This is a genomic window from Prauserella aidingensis, from assembly GCF_024171865.1.
GTDB lineage: Bacteria > Actinomycetota > Actinomycetes > Mycobacteriales > Pseudonocardiaceae > Prauserella > Prauserella aidingensis.
The window spans coordinates 15,121-28,423 of the sequence record NZ_JAMTCN010000040.1 but is presented as its reverse complement, the minus strand read 5'-3'; the positions used below and the strand labels follow the sequence as shown (position 1 = coordinate 28,423).

Sequence of the window (13,303 nt, the reverse complement as noted above, 5' to 3'; positions counted from 1 at the left end):
AGATTACCCACGTGTTACTCACCCGTTCGCCACTCATCCACCCACGCAAGCGCGGGCTTCAGCGTACGACTTGCATGTGTTAAGCACGCCGCCAGCGTTCGTCCTGAGCCAGGATCAAACTCTCCAACAATGCATCAGAGAAAAATCATCCAAGCAAAAAACACACAACCACAACCAACACAACATCAGCCATGGCCACGCGCTAGCTCAAAGAAACCCCAAAAAAAAGGGGCACAAAGCAACAAAACAAAGCTCACAAACACACTGTTGAGTTCTCAAACAACACGCAGTTGGTTTTTGACCCGAAAGCGCCAGCAACCACCGTAACTTATCTCTGAGGAGATCCGTCGCTGGGGTTGTGGCCCTCGTGAGGGCCGACCAAGAAGCTTACCCGGTCCGTCTCGGCGGAGTCAACCTCTGTGGGTCGGCCTCTGCCTCGTCCCGTCCGCTCCCTGGCGACAAAGAGAACATTACACGGCCGCTAACCCCCCTGAAACAGGGGGGTGCCCTTATGGCGAAACCGCAGGTCAGAGCACTGGAAGCAGGGTGCGGAGCTCGTACGGCGTCACCGAGCTCCGGTAGTTGTTCCACTCGGTGCGCTTGTTCCGGAGGAAGAAGTCGAAGACGTGCTCGCCGAGCGCCTCGGGCAACAGCTCCGAACTCTCCATCTCCGCCAGAGCCTCGCCCAGGTTCTGCGGCAGCTGCTTGTAGCCGGCGGCCTTCCGCTCGACCTCGGACAGCGCCCAGATGTCGTCCTCCGCCGCGGGCGGCAGCTCGTAGCCCTTCTCGATGCCCCGCAGGCCGGCGGCCAGGATGACCGAGTACGCCAGGTACGGGTTGCACGCCGAGTCCAGCGACCGGATCTCCACCCGCCGCGACGACGCCTTCCCCGGCGAGTACATCGGCACCCGCACCAGCGCCGAACGGTTCGCCCGGCCCCAGGACACCGCCGTCGGGGCCTCGCCTCCGACGATCAGGCGCTTGTACGAGTTGACCCACTGGTTGGTGACCGCGGAGATCTCACGTGCGTGGTGCAGCAATCCGGCGACGAACGCCTTGCCGGTCTCCGACAGCTCGTACGGGTCCTCGGGGTCGTAGAAGGCGTTGCGGTCACCCTCGAACAGCGACACGTGGGTGTGCATGCCCGACCCGGGATGGTCGGTGAACGGCTTCGGCATGAACGTCGCGCGCACACCCTGCGTCAGCGCGACCTCCTTGACCACGTACCGGAACGTCATGACGTTGTCGGCCATCGTCAGCGCGTCCGCGTAACGCAGGTCGATCTCCTGCTGCCCCGGCGCGCCCTCGTGATGGCTGAACTCGACGGAGATGCCCATCGCCTCGAGAGCCTCGATGGCGTGCCGCCGGAAATGGGTCGCCGTGGCGTGGCTGGCCTGGTCGAAGTAGCCGCCGTTGTCGGCGGGGATCGGTTCCTTGCCGTCCTCCGGCAGGTCCTGCAGGAGGTAGAACTCGATCTCGGGGTGCACGTAGCAGGTGAACCCCGCCTCCCCGGCCTTCGACAGCTGGCGGCGCAGCACGTGGCGCGGGTCGGCCCACGACGGCGACGCGTCGGGCATCGCGATGTCGCAGAACATCCGCGCCGAGTAGTGCCCGCCGTCGGCCTGCTCCCACGGCAGCACCTGGAACGTCGACGGGTCCGGCTTCGCGATCATGTCCGACTCGTAGACCCGCGCGAAGCCCTCGATCGCGGAGCCGTCGAACCCGATGCCCTCGGAGAACGCGCCCTCCAGCTCCGCGGGGGCGATGGCCACCGACTTGAGGAAGCCCAGTACGTCGGTGAACCAGAGACGCACGAAGCGAATGTCGCGTTCTTCGAGTGTGCGCAGCACGAACTCCTGCTGACGATCCATGGCCGTGACCCTATGCCCGCCGTGTTAACGGAATGTTTCGAGGGTTACGCCGTGTCGCGGGTCTCGCCGTCGCGGGTCCGTCCGGATGTCGCCCGGACGGACCCGCGACGGCCGCGTGGGGTTCACACCGGTGGCTGCGGGTCGTACTGAACGCCCCGCCGCACGTCGCGGGCCCGCCCGGGCGGTCCCAGCCGCGCAACGAGGTGGAGTGCCATGTCGATGCCCGCCGAGACACCCGCCGAGGTGACGACGTCACCGTCGTCGACGAATCGATCGTCCGGACGCACGTCGATCGTCGAATCCAGCGCCGCGAGCCGATCCACGGACGCCCAGTGCGTCGTCGCGGGCCGCCCGTTCAACAGGCCCGCCGCAGCGAACACGAGCGCCCCCGTGCACACGCTGGTCATCAGCGGAACCGAAGCCCGCTGCGACCGTAGCCACTCGAGGTGACCGGCGTCGCCGAGCTGCGGACGCGTTCCCCGGCCTCCGGGATGGACCAGTACGTCGAGCTGCGGAATGTCCGCGATCGAACGGTGTGGGACCACCGTGAGGCCCTTCGCGCACGTCACGGGCTCGCCGTCGGCCGAGAACGACCACACCCGCCAGCCGTCGCCGGGAAACGTGCGAGTCCAGAACGACAGCACCTCCCACGGGCCGATCGCATCGAGTTCCTCGACATCCGGGAACAACAGGATCCCGATGTGTCGCACGCCTTCGTCAGTCATGCCCCGAGCCTGGTCCGTCGATGCCGCGACGACGAGTGGCACGAATGCCACTATGTGCGAAGATCTTGCCATGAGCGCGCACCGGGTCACGGTCCTGGCCCTCGGCGAGGTCGTCGGCTACGACATGGAGATACCGCCGCAGATCTTCACGTGCGCCGAACGCGACGGGCGGCGGCTGTACGACGTGCGCATCTGCGGAGTCGGCGACCGGCCGGTGCGCGTGTCGTCCGGCTACTCCGCACTCCTCGACCACGGGCCCGAGGCCCTCGACGACGCCGACACCGTGATCGTGCCCGGAACCCGGCTGCCCGGGCCGCGCCGCGACGGGTCACTCCCCGACGACGTCGCCGCGGCCCTCGCGCGCGTGCCCGCGTCCGCCCGGATCATGTCGATCTGCACCGGTGCGTTCGTCCTCGCAGCGGCCGGCCTGCTCGACCGGCGCCCCGCCACGACGCACTGGGCGCACGCCGACCGCTTCCGCGCGCTCTACCCCGGGGTGCACCTGGACGAGAACGTGCTGTTCGTCGACGACGGTGACGTGCTCACCTCGGCGGGCCTCGCCGCGGGCGTCGACCTCTGCCTGCACGTCGTCCGCGCCGACCACGGCAGCGACGTCGCCAACCGCGCCGCCCGCTACTGCGTCGTCCCACCGTGGCGCGACGGCGGGCAGTCGCAGTACATCGACCGCCCCCTCACCGACGCGGGCACCGGCAGTACCGCACCCACCAGGGCCTGGGCGCTGGAACGGCTCGGCGAACCGCTCGACCTGGCCACCCTCGCCGCGCACGCGCGGATGAGCATGCGCACCTTCAACCGCCGGTTCCGCGACGAGACCGGGCTGCCACCGCACACGTGGCTGACCCGGCAACGGCTGGTGCACGCCCGGCACCTGCTCGAGGCCACCGAACTGCCCGTCGACCGGGTCGCCGCCGAATCGGGCCTCGGCACCGCGGCGTCACTGCGCAAACACCTCCGCGACGCCATCGGCGTCTCCCCGCTCGCGTACCGGCGGACGTTCGCCACCCGCACCGAGAGCGCGGACTCCGAGGCCGACACCGGGGCCCTCGACACCGGCTCGGCTCGCTGACCGAACCGGCTCGCCCCCGCGGTACCGGCCGGCCCCTCGCCCGCCACCGCCCAACCGGACGGGCTTCGCCCGGCAGTATTGTCATCAGCCATGTCCCGGCGGATTCTGGTCGTCATCACCGCGGTGCTCCTGCTCGTCGCCGGGTGCACCTCGTCACCCGAGGCGCCCGAGAGCGATCCGCCGGGCGCGTCCCTCGTCCGTGACGCCTCGGCCGCCCTCCGCGACGTGACCAGCGTCCGCTTCGACCTGCGCACCCAGGGAGCACTGGCAGGCTTCCCGATCCGGTCGATCGAGGGCGTCGCCACCCGCGCAGGCTGGGCACGGGGCGAGGTCGACCTGCAGCTCCCGGACGGGCGCATGCAGTACGAGTACGAACTGGGCGACCGGGCCGAGGCCTCCCCGAGCGGTGCGCCGACGTCCACGGCCCGCAACGGCGGCAGTGCCGGGGCGGCCCACGACAGGACCGTCACGCTGACCGACGCCGACGACGTGACGACCACGGCGGTCGTGCCGGAACGATTCACACCCCAGCACCTGCTCGCCCGCGACGGCGGTCTCCGGGACCTGCTCGGCGACGCGACCGAACTGAGCACCGAGAGCCGCGAGGACATCGGCGACGTGCCGACCTACCGGGTCAGCGGCACCCTGCCCCAGGCCGACATCTCCGAGTTGCTGCCCGGCGTGCCCGACGACGTCGCGGTCAAGTTCTGGGTCACCGACAACCCCGAACGCACCCTCTTGCGGGTCTGGCTCCAGGTGCCGCCCGCGAAGCCCAACCAGGGCGCCACGATGATCGAACTCGGACTGAGCGAGCACAACCAGCCGGTCGAGGTGTCCAGCACGGCGGCGACGCCGACCGGCTGAGGCCGCCACCCGCCCCGCCGTCCACGCCCTCGCACGTGCCACGACCCCGCACACCGGTGTCCTGGGCCCGCCCGCGGCATCCCGACCGGCCGCGTCGCTCACGCGCAGCGCTTGCCCTCCGGGGGCAGTGTCCCGTCGATCAGATAGCGCGCGCCCGCCTGGTCGACGCACTGGTTGCCCTGCAGGAACACGGTGTGCTGGTTGCCCTCGAAGGTGAGCAGCCTGCCGCCCATCGCCTTCGCCAGTTGGACACCCGCCTGGTACGGCGTCGCGGGGTCGTTCGTCGTGGACACGACCAGCGCGGGCGGCACGCCGTCGACGTCCGGCAGGTGCGGTTCGGACGTGTGCTCGACCGGCCAGAACGCGCAGGCGTCCCGGGCCGCCGACGGCCGGGTCCCCGGGTCGAGGAACGGGGCGACCTCGGCGTAGCGCCGCTGGGCCTCGCGGATCTTCTGCCTGTCCTCCACCGGCGGATCGTCGACGCAGCGGATCGCGACGAACGCGTCCTGCGTACTGGCGTACTCGCCGGAGGAGTCGCGTTCGTTGTACATGTCGGCCAGCGCCATCAGGGTCGAACCGTTGCCGCGCGACAGCTCGATCAGGCCGTTCTTCAGCTGCGGCCACATCCGCTCGGAGTAGAGCGCCTGAATGGTGCCCGTCGTGGCGTCGTCGTAGGACAGCACGCGGCCGCCCACGTCGACCGGTTCGTCGAGCAGCGGCCGCACCAGGTCCTGATACGCCTTCGTCGCGTCGCCGGACAGCGGGCAGTCGGACCGTTCCTGGCACCACCCGGCGAACTCCTCGAACGAGCGGCCGAACCCTTCGCCCTGCGACACGAGCGATTCGACCGAGTCCTGTTCGGGGTCGAGCGCGCCGTCGAGCACCAGGGAGCGGACGTTGCGGGGGAATCGTTCGGCGTAGGTGTAGCCGATGCGCGTGCCGTACGAGTAGCCGACGTAGCTGAGCTTGCGGTCGCCGAGCACCGAGCGCAGTACGTCCATGTCCTGCACGACGTCGCGGGTGCCCAGGTGGGCGAGCATGTCCTCCCCGTGCTCGGTGCGGCGCGCACACTTGGCGGCGAACTGCCGTTCCTCCTGTTCCACGGCCCGCACGCCCTCCTTGCTGCCGTCGTACTCGACGTCGTCGGCGCGGTCGGCGTCACGTTCGGCATCGGTGAGGCATTCGACCGTCGGTTCGCTCGCACCGACGCCGCGCGGATCGAAGCCGACCAGGTCGAACCGTCGGCCGATCTCCGTGTCCGCGGTCGGACCCGCCATCGACGCCGCGTTCAGCATTCCCGACGCCCCGGGGCCACCCGGGTTGACGACGAGCGATCCGATCGGGTCGTCACCGGTGGCCTCGTGCCGCAGCAGGCCGAGCGAGATCGTCTCGCCGCCGGGCTCGCCGTAGTCCAGCGGTACGGTCAGCCGCGCGCACTCCAGTCCTTCCGCTCCGAACGACGAGCGCGCCGTGTCGGTGGTGGCGTACGGCTCGCAGTCACCCCAGTCGAGCGCCTGCCCGTAGAACCGGTCGAGGCCCTGTGGCACGGGCCCGACCGGACCCTTCTGCTCGGGCTCGTCGGATGAGCACGCGGTCGTGAGCCCGCCCAAGGCGAGTACACAGGTGACGAGAGCCAGGTAGCGTTCGACTGAAGGCACAGAGGTGATCGTGCCATCGCAGGACGAGAAGCGAGATGGGAGACCACGCGTGGCGTTGATGAGCCGGGTGAGCAAGCGGTTGCGCAGGATCATCCAACGTCCGGCGAGCGTGGAACTGACGCGGTACGAGGCGTTGCTGCCGCGGATCGAGAAGCGTGAGCCGGAACTGGAGAAGCTCGACGACAGCGAACTGACCGCCGCCGCCACCGAGCTGGGCGACGAACTGTCGTCGACCGGGACGTTCACCGATCGGCAGCTCGTCGAGGTGTGCGCGCTCGGCAGGGAGGCGGCGCGCCGCGGGCTGGGCGAGCGGGCGTTCGACGTCCAGCTGCTGGGCACGATGGGCCTGCTGACCGGGCACGTGGTGCAGATGCAGACCGGTGAGGGCAAGACCCTCGCCGGTGCGCTGGCGGCAGCCGGGTACGCGCTGCAGGGCAAGCGGGTGCACGTCATCTCCGTCAACGACTATCTGGCACGTCGCGACGCGGAGTGGATGCGACCGGTCTACGACCTGCTCGGCGTTTCCGTCGGCTGGGTCGAGCCGTCGCTGGAGACGGTCGACCGGCGCGCGGCCTACGGCGGCGAGATCTGTTACGGCGCGGTCAGCGAGATCGGCTTCGACGTCCTGCGCGACCGGCTCGTCACCGACGCGGGCGACCTGGTGCAGGCCGAGCCGGAGGTGGCGATCGTCGACGAGGCCGACTCCGTGCTCGTCGACGAGGCGCGCGTGCCGCTGGTCATGGCCGGCTCGGTGGACGCGGGAGTGGCGGACCTGGAGGTCGCCGACATCGTCCGCAGGCTGCGCGTCGGACTGCACTACGAGACCGACCCCGACGGGCGCAACGCATGGCTGACGACGGCGGGCGCGTCCGTCGTCGAGAAGTCCCTCGGCGGCATCGACCTGTACGCCGAGGACGGGGCCGACCGGCTCGCGTCGGTCAACGTCGCGCTGCACGCACACGCGCTGCTCACCCGCGACGTCGACTACCTGGTGCGCGACGGCAAGGTTCAGCTGATCAACGCTTCCCGCGGCCGTGTGGCGGAATTGCAACGCTGGCCGGACGGCCTGCAGGCCGCGGTCGAGGCGAAGGAGCAGCTGCCGGCGTCGGACCGTGGCGAGATCCTCGACTCGATCACGGTGCAGGCACTCGTCGCGCGGTACCCGCAGGTGGCGGGCATGACCGGCACAGCGGTGGCCGTCGCCGAGCAGCTGCGGGAGTTCTACGAGCTCGAGGTCGCGGTGATCCCGCCGAACACGCCGAACGTGCGGGAGGACGCCGGGGACCGCATCTTCGCGGCGCCGAACAACAAGCTGCGCGCGATCGTCTCCGAGATCGAGGAGGTGCACGCGACCGGGCGGCCGATCCTCGTCGGCACCCAGGACGTCGCCGAGTCCGAGGAGCTCGCCGAGAAGCTCGAGAAGGCCGGCCTGCCGTGTGTCGTGCTCAACGCACGCAACGACGCCGAGGAGGCGGCGATCATCGCCGAGGCGGGCACGTACGAGCGGATCACCGTGTCCACGCAGATGGCGGGCCGCGGCACGGACATCCGGCTGGGCGGCGCCGACGGTTCCGACAGGGAGCGCGTCGCCGAGATCGGCGGGCTGCACGTCATCGGCACCGCGCGCTACCCCAGCAGCCGCCTCGACGACCAGCTCCGGGGGCGTGCCGGACGCCAGGGCGACCCGGGCAGTTCGGTGTTCTTCGCCAGCCTCAACGACGAGCTCGTGCTCGGCCACGCACCGGACGTGCCGGACGGCATCGACGCCGACCCCGAGACCGGCGAGGTCACCGACAACGCCGCGCACCGGCAGATCAACCACGCCCAGCGCGTCGCCGAGGGTGTCGACCTGGAGATCCACCGCAACACGTGGCGCTACACGCGGCTGATCGAGCACCAGCGTTCCGAGTTGTTGAAGTGGCGCGACGAGGTGCTGCGCACCGACGCCGCCACGAAGACCCTGAGCGAGCTCGCGGTCGCCGACGACGGCTCCGATGGCTCTGACGACGCCGACGGCTCCGGCGACGCCGCGGACAACGGCAGGGACAAGAACGGCAGGAAGGCGAAGAAGGCGTCGGAGGACACCGGGCCGTCCGACGGCGAGTCCGCCGACGGCGGATCCCCCGATGACGAATCCGGGGATGCCGAGTCCCCCGATACCAGGGATTCCGATATCGCGGCCGGGGACGCTGCCGTCCGCGAGACCGACACCGCCGACGAGACCGACACCGCCACCGAGGCCGACAGCGCTGAGACCGACGGCGCTGAGGGGACCGACGGTGACCGCAGCGGCCGGGCGGGCTCCGGTGCACCGCGCCTCTCGGAAGCGCGGCTCACGGAACTGGCCGAGAAGCTCGGTGAGGAGGAACTCACGACCGTGTGCCGGCGCATCATGCTGTTCCACATGGACCAGCGATGGGCCGATCACCTGGCGTTCCTCAACAACGTGCGCGAAACGATCCACCTGCGGGCGATGGCCAGGGAACAGCCCCTCGACGAGTTCCACCGCGCCGCGATCCCCGAGTTCCACAAGATCCGCGGGGACGTCGAGCAGCGGTCCGCGGAGACCCTCGCCGCCGCCGAGATCACCTCCGACGGGATCGACCTCGCGGCGGCGGGCGTGCGCAGGCCGACGTCGACGTGGACGTATCTGGTGCAGGACAACCCGTTCGACTCGGACGCAGAGCAGGCTCTGAAGAAGGTGCGCGGGATGCTGCGCAAGAAGCGCAGCTGACGGCACCCGGCAATCACGACAACCGACCCGGCGACGCGTCCGGCAGCCCGTCCGAGGACGAGCGTGATCTCACGAGCGAAGCGGTGCGCGGGTGCGCGACAATGACGGCATGCCGCACCTGCGCATCGCACTCGCCCAGATCAACACGACCGTCGGCGACCTGAACGGGAACTCCGACCTGATCGTCGAACGGGCCCGCGAGGCCACCGACGCGGGAGCGCACGTCGTCGTGTTCCCGGAGATGACGCTCACCGGGTATCCGGTGGAGGACCTGGCGCTGCGGGAGACCTTCGCACGCGCGTCACGGCAGCAGGTCGACACGGTCGCGCGCAGGCTCGCCGACGCGGGCTGCGGCGACCTGCTGACCTACGTCGGCTACCTCGACCAGGACGAGGCGGGCCCGCGCAACGCCGTCGCCGCGCTGCTGGGCGGCGAGGTCGTCGCCACGCAGTACAAGCACCACCTGCCGAACTACGGCGTGTTCGACGAGCGCCGCAACTTCGAGCCGGGCACCGAGCTCGACGTGGTGCGCCTGCACGGCGTCGACATCGGCATGGTCGTCTGCGAGGACCTGTGGCAGGACGGCGGTCCCGTCGCGGCGCTCGGCGAGGCGGGGATCGACCTCGTGGTGTCGCCGAACGCCTCGCCGTACGAACGCGCCAAGGACGACGTCCGGCTGCCGCTGGTCGCCTCGCGCGCGCGGGAGGCAGGCGCCCCCGTGGTCTACACCAACTGCGTGGGCGGCCAGGACGACCTCGTGTTCGACGGCGATTCCATCGTCGTCGGCGCGGACGGCACGCTGCTCGCCCGCGCCCGCCAGTTCACCGAGCAATTGCTCGTCACGGACGTCGAGGTGCAGGAGGCGTCGAACACCGCCGAGGGCGAATTCGCCGGGCTCACCGTGCACCGGCGGACCGTGAGCGACGACCCGGTACCCCCGCGCGAACAGTCGGGCGACCCGGTGATCGGCGAGCCGTTGCCGGACGAGGCCGAGGTGTGGTCGGCTCTCGTGCTCGGCCTGCGCGACTACGTCCGTAAGAACGGCTTCGGCTCGGTGATCCTCGGCATGTCCGGCGGCATCGACTCGGCCGTGGTCGCCGCGCTCGCGGTCGACGCGCTCGGGCCGGAGAAGGTGTACGGCGTGGCGATGCCGTCGGAGTACTCCTCGGAACACTCCAAATCGGACGCTGCCGACCTCGCCGAACGACTGGGCTGCCACTTCCGCCTCGAGCCGGTGGCCGACATGGTGAAGGTGTACGTCGACCGACTCTCGCTGCAGGGCCTGGCCGAGGAGAACATCCAGGCCCGCGTGCGGGGCATGCTGTTGATGGCCTTGTCCAACCTGGACGGACACCTCGTGCTGGCTACGGGAAACAAGACCGAGCTCGCCGTCGGCTACTCCACGATCTACGGCGACGCCGTCGGCGGGTTCGCGCCGATCAAGGACGTGTTCAAAACGCACGTGTGGGCACTCGCGCGCTGGCGCAACGACGAGGCCGTGAAGCGCGGCGAGACCCCGCCGATCCCGGAGGGCTCGATCACGAAGCCGCCGTCGGCGGAGCTGCGGCCCGGTCAGGTCGACACGGACTCGCTGCCCGACTACGCGCTGCTCGACGACGTGCTGGACGACTACGTCGAGGGCGACCGCGGCTACGCCGACCTGCTGGCCGCCGGATTCGACGCCGAGGTGATCGACCGCGTGGTGCGCATGGTCGACGGGGCGGAGTACAAGCGCAGGCAGTACCCGCCGGGCACGAAGATCACGTTCAAGGCGTTCGGCCGCGACCGCAGGCTGCCGATGACGAACCTGTGGCGCGAGACGCACTGACGCCATGAGCGGCGACGGTGGCATCACCGTGTTCCCGACGGCGATCGGGCACTGTGGACTCGCCTGGGCGACGGAGCCCGCGGCCGCGGTCGCGGGCGCTCAGCTGCCGGAGGCCGACGTCGAGGCGACCCGGGCACGGCTGCGCACCCGCTTCCCCGGCACCGTCGAACACTCCGTCGTCGAACACCCCGCCGTCGAACACCCGGCCGTCGCGACCGCTGCGCACGATGTCGGCGGCGCGGACGGGCCGGTGCCGCCGTGGGTCCTGGAGGTGATCGACGCGGTGACGGCCTCGCTGGCGGGCGAGGCCGTCGACCTGTCGGCGATTCCGCTGGACCTGCGTGCGGTGCCGCCGTTCCACGCGCGGGTGTACGAGGTCGCACGCGCGATCCCGAGGGGGACGACGACCACCTACGGCGAACTCGCGCGGCAGCTCGGCGACCCCGGCGCGGCGCAGGCGGTGGGGCAGGCACTCGGCGCGAACCCGTTCGCCCCGATCGTGCCGTGTCATCGGATCCTCGCCGCGGGCGGCAAGCCGGGAGGGTTCTCCGCGGCGGGTGGCCTGGCGACGAAGGAACGCATCCTCGAGGCCGAAGGCGTCCACCTCACGCCGCCCACGCTGTTCTGAACGGGCGCCGGGTCTCCTGCGGGCGGGCCTGCTGCGGTTCCGATTCGTCAGCTCTCGCCGCGGTCGTGACCGGTTCTGCGGAGGTAGGCGACCCCGGCACCGAGGACGATGCTCGCGCTGATCATCTGTCCGCGCGAGGCCAGTCCTGCGAACTCGCCGGGTCCGACGAAGTCGTCCAGCACCAACAGCAGCCAGGCGATCGTTCCGGTTACGACGCCGATGGCCGGCGCGACCGTCCACCTGCCGTGCCACCACAGCAGCAGCGCGACCGGGCCCGCGGCGCAGAAGACGTTGACGAGGATCGACGCGGCGATGTGGAGCTGGCCACCCAGCGAAGGATCCGGGTCGGGGATGCATCCCCCCGCGGCGACGACGCGGCATTCCAGCGGGAAGATGCCGCGGACGAGGTACAGCACACCGAGCAGGCCGACCAGGACCATCGTGGTCCGCGCCCGGTTGTGCACGGGCGCGAGGCGCAGCAGCGGCGGCACGGCCAGCACGAGCGCCACCCCGGCCATCAGTTCCGCAGCACGGAACACGGGCGCGAACGGCTGCCCCGGCACGGCGAGCGCGGACGTCACGGTCCGCAACGGCGACAGGTGCGTGTGCAGCACGAGTTCGGCCACCCAGCCGAGCTGGCCGATGATGGCGATGACCAGCAGGGATATCCCTGCTCTACGCACCGCGGTCAGGGTCGTGGGACCGCGGAGCTCCGGCAGCATAGCGAACTAACTATCACGCTATCGGCCGAATCGAAACCCGTCATGGCGTCGCACACAGCGTGATGGGCCCATTACTCGGCAGTGATCCGGCCGCCGGGCCGCTGTGAAGCTGCTCGCACGAGCTTCCTGCTCCGCGAACGGGGGTGCCACGCTCGGTGACGTAACGATCCACAACCCGGGGACCTGCCGTGTGCGGCCTCGAGGGAAGGACGGTTCGACGACGATGTCTGTTTCCGAAACCCCCGGAGACTCCGCGGGCGAGCAGCCCGCGCCGTACGGCTCCGGCACCACCCCGACCGGCGACCACAGCGGCGGTGCGCCCGAGCGCAGGAAGGTCCGCATCCACCAGCTGCGCCAGTGGAAGGAACGCGGGCAGCCCTGGCCGATGCTGACCGCCTACGACATGTACACGGCGAAGCTGTTCGACGAGGCGGGCATTCCGGTGCTGCTCGTCGGCGATTCCGCCGCCAACAACGTCTACGGCTACGACACGTCCCTGCCGGTGACGGTCGACGAGCTGCTGCCGCTGGTCCGCGCCGTCTCGGGCGCGGCGACACACGCCCTGGTCGTGGCCGATCTGCCGTTCGGCTCGTACCAGGTGTCCGTCGAACAGGCCGTCGCCACGGCGGTGCGGTTCATGAAGGAGGGGCGGGCCCACGCCGTGAAGCTCGAGGGTGGGCGCAGATTCGCCCAGCACGTCGAGGCGATCACGGCCGCGGGGGTGCCGGTGATGGGCCACATCGGGTTCACCCCGCAGTCCGAGCACACGCTCGGCGGGTACCGGGTGCAGGGCCGCGGCGAGGCGGGTGTCTCACTGCTCGAGGACGCGCTCGCGCTGCAGGACGCCGGGGCGTTCTCCGTGGTGATGGAGATGGTGCCCGGGGAGGCGGCGCGGCTGGTCACGCGCAAGCTGGCGATCCCGACGGTCGGCATCGGTGCGGGCCCGGAGTGCGACGCGCAGGTGCTCGTGTGGCAGGACATGGCGGGACTGCGTACCGGCGCCACACCACGGTTCGTCAAGCGCTACGCGGACGTCGCGGGCGAGCTGACGCGTGCCGCCCAGGCGTTCGCCGCCGACGTCCGCGGCGGCCAGTTCCCCACCGAAGAGCACACGTTCGAGTGACCCCGACGCGCCCCAAGGGCACTGTGGTTGCATTGAATGCGACCAAGGTGCCCTTGGGGGCAT

General features: G+C 70.3%; 10 protein-coding genes and 1 rRNA gene. 6 read left to right on the top strand and 5 right to left on the bottom strand.

Annotated features, from left to right (window positions below; translation table 11 throughout):
- The 3 genes from LY13_RS24275 to LY13_RS24265 all read right to left on the bottom strand — a co-directional run.
- Positions 1-130: ribosomal RNA gene (locus tag LY13_RS24275) — 16S ribosomal RNA — on the bottom strand; the annotation flags it as partial.
- Positions 131-527: 397 nt separating this feature from the next.
- A complete protein-coding gene (gene glnA, locus LY13_RS24270; RefSeq protein ID WP_253830886.1) occupies positions 528-1,871 on the bottom strand; it encodes a type I glutamate--ammonia ligase in 1,344 nt (447 codons plus the stop codon).
- Positions 1,872-1,993: 122 nt separating this feature from the next.
- Entirely contained in the window at positions 1,994-2,596 is a 603-nt protein-coding gene (locus tag LY13_RS24265) for a DJ-1/PfpI family protein (RefSeq protein ID WP_253830885.1), read from the bottom strand.
- A 70-nt stretch (positions 2,597-2,666) separates the two neighbouring features.
- Here LY13_RS24265 and LY13_RS24260 point away from each other — a divergent pair, with 70 nt between their 5' ends.
- The gene (locus tag LY13_RS24260) at positions 2,667-3,683 is read left to right on the top strand and encodes a GlxA family transcriptional regulator (RefSeq protein ID WP_253830884.1); all 1,017 of its coding nucleotides are present in this window, start codon (positions 2,667-2,669) and stop codon (positions 3,681-3,683) included.
- A gap of 90 nt (positions 3,684-3,773) precedes the next feature.
- Positions 3,774-4,547 carry an LppX_LprAFG lipoprotein gene (locus LY13_RS24255; protein WP_253830883.1) on the top strand — a complete coding sequence of 258 codons (774 nt, stop codon included), beginning with the start codon at positions 3,774-3,776 and terminating at the stop codon, positions 4,545-4,547.
- A gap of 98 nt (positions 4,548-4,645) precedes the next feature.
- On the opposite strand, the gene LY13_RS24250 is transcribed toward LY13_RS24255, so the two are convergent.
- A complete protein-coding gene (locus LY13_RS24250; protein ID WP_372493892.1) occupies positions 4,646-6,205 on the bottom strand; it encodes an alpha/beta hydrolase in 1,560 nt (519 codons plus the stop codon).
- 49 nt (positions 6,206-6,254) lie between these two features.
- On the opposite strand from LY13_RS24250, the gene secA2 reads away from it, so the two are divergent.
- The 3 genes from secA2 to LY13_RS24235 all read left to right on the top strand — a co-directional run bounded on the left by secA2 (position 6,255) and on the right by LY13_RS24235 (position 11,395).
- Complete coding sequence (secA2, locus tag LY13_RS24245; protein WP_253830882.1) at positions 6,255-8,939, top strand: accessory Sec system translocase SecA2; 2,685 nt, start codon at positions 6,255-6,257, stop codon at positions 8,937-8,939.
- A 109-nt stretch (positions 8,940-9,048) separates the two neighbouring features.
- A complete protein-coding gene (locus LY13_RS24240; RefSeq protein WP_253830887.1) occupies positions 9,049-10,767 on the top strand; it encodes an NAD+ synthase in 1,719 nt (572 codons plus the stop codon).
- 4 nt (positions 10,768-10,771) lie between these two features.
- Positions 10,772-11,395: a methylated-DNA--[protein]-cysteine S-methyltransferase gene (locus LY13_RS24235; protein ID WP_253830881.1), complete on the top strand. Its 624-nt coding sequence runs from the start codon at positions 10,772-10,774 to the stop codon at positions 11,393-11,395.
- 47 nt (positions 11,396-11,442) lie between these two features.
- Here the strand turns inward: LY13_RS24235 and LY13_RS24230 are convergent, their stop codons facing one another.
- Entirely contained in the window at positions 11,443-12,078 is a 636-nt protein-coding gene (locus LY13_RS24230; RefSeq protein ID WP_253830880.1) for a DUF998 domain-containing protein, read from the bottom strand.
- Positions 12,079-12,340: 262 nt separating this feature from the next.
- Between LY13_RS24230 and panB the strand changes: the two genes are divergently transcribed.
- A complete protein-coding gene (gene panB / locus LY13_RS24225; RefSeq protein ID WP_253830879.1) occupies positions 12,341-13,240 on the top strand; it encodes a 3-methyl-2-oxobutanoate hydroxymethyltransferase in 900 nt (299 codons plus the stop codon).
- Positions 13,241-13,303: the final 63 nt, after the last annotated feature.

Coding starts and splice junctions, on each gene's coding strand:
- glnA (WP_253830886.1), bottom strand. CDS start 1,871: ATGGATCGTCAGCAGGAGTTCGTGCTGCGCACACTCGAAGAACGCGAC.
- LY13_RS24255 (WP_253830883.1), top strand. CDS start 3,774: ATGTCCCGGCGGATTCTGGTCGTCATCACCGCGGTGCTCCTGCTCGTC.
- LY13_RS24235 (WP_253830881.1), top strand. CDS start 10,772: ATGAGCGGCGACGGTGGCATCACCGTGTTCCCGACGGCGATCGGGCAC.
- LY13_RS24265 (WP_253830885.1), bottom strand. CDS start 2,596: ATGACTGACGAAGGCGTGCGACACATCGGGATCCTGTTGTTCCCGGAT.
- LY13_RS24260 (WP_253830884.1), top strand. CDS start 2,667: ATGAGCGCGCACCGGGTCACGGTCCTGGCCCTCGGCGAGGTCGTCGGC.
- panB (WP_253830879.1), top strand. CDS start 12,341: ATGTCTGTTTCCGAAACCCCCGGAGACTCCGCGGGCGAGCAGCCCGCG.
- LY13_RS24240 (WP_253830887.1), top strand. CDS start 9,049: ATGCCGCACCTGCGCATCGCACTCGCCCAGATCAACACGACCGTCGGC.